This is a genomic window from Neglectibacter sp. X4, assembly GCF_009917365.1.
In the GTDB taxonomy this organism is placed as follows: domain Bacteria; phylum Bacillota; class Clostridia; order Oscillospirales; family Acutalibacteraceae; genus Acutalibacter.
Map to the genome: position 1 here is coordinate 1 of NZ_QWLE01000120.1, position 3,221 is coordinate 3,221.

The following is a 3,221-nucleotide window of genomic DNA, read 5'->3' on the forward strand; positions in this document are numbered from 1 at the left end:
CCTACACAGACACAGCTTACCACAACGAAGAGTTAAAGTCACTCACAAGATACAGATTCGACAAAGTCCGCGAGCGGGCCAAGCTCAAGCAGTCCGTTTCCCGTCTGGTCAACATTCTGTTCCCGGAGTTGGAAAAGCTGGTGCCGTCGCTGCACATGGCATCCGTTTACGCCATGCTCAGCGAGTTCCCTGGCGCGAAACAGATTGCCCAGGCGCACCTTACACACCTCAAAGCCGTCCTGAGCGACGCATCCAATGGCCGCTATGACCGCGATAAGACGATTGCGATCCGCGACTCTGCCAGGCGTTCCATTGGTTCTGTCATGCCCGCCAAGTCTCTCGAACTGCGGCATACCATTGCCCTTATCCGTGAACTGAACGCCGAGATTGAACAAATCGAGGCGGAAATTCAATCTCTGATGGAAACGATACAATCTCCCATCACCACTATTCCTGGCATCGGTCTTCGCATGGGCGCCATGATCATCGCCGAGGTTGGTGACTTCTCCCGCTTTGACTCGCCGGATAAGCTCCTCGCTTACGCCGGCCTTTCGCCGTCTACTTACCAATCCGGCCAACTCTCCATGAATGGAGCTTATTCCCACATGGAAAAGCGCGGCTCACGTTACTTGTGCTATGCCCTCTACAACGCCACAAAGTACGTCTGCCATTGGGAACCATCTTTCGCAGCCTATCTTGCCAAAAAACGGGCCGAGGGCAAACATTATAATGTCGCGCTCTCCCATGCTGCCAAGAAACTTGTCAGGCTTATCTACGCAATGGAGAAATCCGGCTGCGCTTGGATATCAATATTCGGATTGCCGAAATCGATGTCGACTTCAAGGCTATGTTACAGGCCATAGCTACCGATACAGTTGAGGATTTCGATGAACAGAGGGCCTCAGAGCTCATGGCCGAGAAAAGCAAACTGGAGCAGCAGCTCACACGATATGGAAATGCACAGCAGGAAAAAGGAAATGCTAAGTCCCGGCTGGATGAAATTTTCACTATCCTCGAGGGGCTGGAGAATCATCCAATGGAATATGATGACCGGCTGGTACGGCAGGTGCTGGAGTGTGTGGTGGTGGAGTCCAAAGAAAGTATCAAGGTGATTTTTGCGGGAGGATTGGAAGTTGAACAGGCAACGCAAATCTAACTTGCAACACATAATGTATTAAAAATAGAAAGAATCCTGTTCCTTCCATTGACTTAGACCATACTCCAAATGCTACAATAGATAAAAACCACTATGAGAAGGAACGGCAATGCTATACAAACCTTTTAAGGATCTAAAGCTCTCCACCCTGGGCATGGGCAATATGCGCCTGCCCGTAGGCGAGGACGGCAAGATCGACCGGGAAAAGGCCCAGGCCATCATCGACCGGGCCTATGAAAACGGAGTGAACTATTTTGATACCGCCTACCGCTACCACGGCGGCGAGTCGGAGGATTTCATCGGCAAGGTGCTAAAAAAGTACCCCCGGGACACCTGGTATCTGGCCTCAAAAATGCCGGGGCACATGATGAACTATAAGGACGGCAAGCTGGGGTTCCAGGGATACCTGGCCGGGGAGGAAGTGAAATCCATCGCCTCCATTTTTGAAGAGCAGTTGGAAAAGTGCGGCGTAGACTATTTCGACTTCTGTCTGCTGCACAACGTCTGCGAGTCCTCTTTCGATTTCTACACCAACGAGGAATTGGGCGTGGTGCGCTACCTGCTGGAGCAGAAAAAGGCCGGGAATATCCGCCACCTGGGTTTCTCCACCCACGGCCGCGCCGAAGCCATCCGGGAGTTTTTGGATCATTACCCGGACACTTTCGAGTTTGTGCAAATCCAGCTCCATTATTTGGACTGGATCCTGCAGGATGCGAAGGGCAAATACCAGATGTTAGAGGAGCGGGGCATCCCGGTCATTGTCATGGAACCGGTACGCGGCGGGAGCTTGGCAAACCTGCGCCTCGACTACCAGGAACTGCTCAAGTCCGCCCGGCCCGAAGCTTCCATGGCGTCCTAGGCTTTCCGGTTCCTGCAGGGTCTGCCGGGAGTACAGGTGGTGCTCAGCGGCATGACCGCCATGGAACAGATGGAGGAAAATTTGCAGATTTTCTCCCAGAACAATCCGCTCACGGATGACGAAAAAGCTATGCTGGACAAGGTTGTGCAGTCCATGGCAGACCTGGTGCCCTGCACCGCCTGCCGCTACTGCTGCGAAGCCTGTCCCCAGGAGTTGGACATCCCCAAGCTGATCTCCATGTACAACGAGCTGAACTACAGCAAAAAGATCGGTGTACTGGACTTTACACTGCGCGCCATGGACGAAAAGGAAATGCCCTCAGCCTGCCTGGGGTGTGGCGCCTGCCAGAAGCTCTGCCCCCAGAACATAGCTATCCCGGATGTGCTGGCGAAGTTTGACAAGGCTTTGCAAGAAGCGAAAACACAATGACAAACCGAGGTTCTGTCTTGTTATGGCAGGGCCTTTCACATAAGATTCTCTAATGCTATCGATTGGAAATCCAGATTGAAAAGGGCAACATCCTGCTGTAAAATAGAACAAAGTACAAAATCCCGGAAAATTAAAAAGGAGCGATGCCATATGAACGCAGACCGCAAAGTGGATTTCGGCTTCGGCTGTATGCACCTGCCTGTTGTAAGTTTTCACGTGACTTGCAAAACCCAGGACGGGCCTACTTTTCGATATGCAAGAATACGAGAAAACCCGGGAACCCGCCTAAATACTAGGTTTTTTCGCGGAAAACCGCTTGAATGAAAGCGAAAATTTTGCAATCTCGCAAAATGGGATTGCAAAATTTTTTTGCCCGTTTTCGGCCCCAAAGTGGCCTGTGCGGCGCAAGGCTGCCAACCGCTCAAATTTGCCTTTTAGGAGCGTTTAAGGACACACAAGAAACCTTTTAAGAAACCGCACAAATCCAGCATTGGCGCGGTTTAAGCGGTTTTTAAGAAAATAACAGCAGCCCTTTAAGCGACCGCATACAAACGCCGCTTAAAGGGCTTGTTTTTTGCTTTTAAGAGCCTGACCCCCGGAACACCCCCCGGAAGTAAAGCGCAGGGGGATGGAAGTGCCCACAAACGGCTCTACACTGGGAAAAATTGGCAATTTAACAAAGTGAAGTGGTGTCGAACATACTTACGAGGAGTTCCACCCCCTCCCCACTTTCTGAAAGAAAAGTTTCGTCCCTTAAAAGGCCCGGAAAGTATGACA

The 3,221-nt window shown here is 51.4% G+C and carries 4 protein-coding genes; all 4 read left to right on the forward strand.

Translation table 11 applies throughout. The annotated features are described in order from the left end of the window. The coding region (locus D1841_RS16830) for a transposase (protein ID WP_161880175.1) at positions 1-863 on the forward strand (863 nt) is incomplete at its 5' end. Next, the gene (locus tag D1841_RS16835) at positions 800-1,156 is read left to right on the forward strand and encodes a hypothetical protein (protein WP_160644810.1); all 357 of its coding nucleotides are present in this window, start codon (positions 800-802) and stop codon (positions 1,154-1,156) included. The genes D1841_RS16830 and D1841_RS16835, both read left to right, overlap by 64 nt. A gap of 109 nt (positions 1,157-1,265) precedes the next feature. Continuing rightward, positions 1,266-2,015, forward strand: a complete 750-nt coding sequence (locus tag D1841_RS19990) for an aldo/keto reductase (RefSeq protein ID WP_347564047.1) — start codon at positions 1,266-1,268, stop codon at positions 2,013-2,015. Positions 2,016-2,054: 39 nt separating this feature from the next. Continuing rightward, on the forward strand, positions 2,055-2,444 hold the full coding sequence (locus tag D1841_RS19995; RefSeq protein WP_347564046.1) for a 4Fe-4S dicluster domain-containing protein: 390 nt from the start codon (positions 2,055-2,057) through the stop codon (positions 2,442-2,444). Positions 2,445-3,221: the final 777 nt, after the last annotated feature.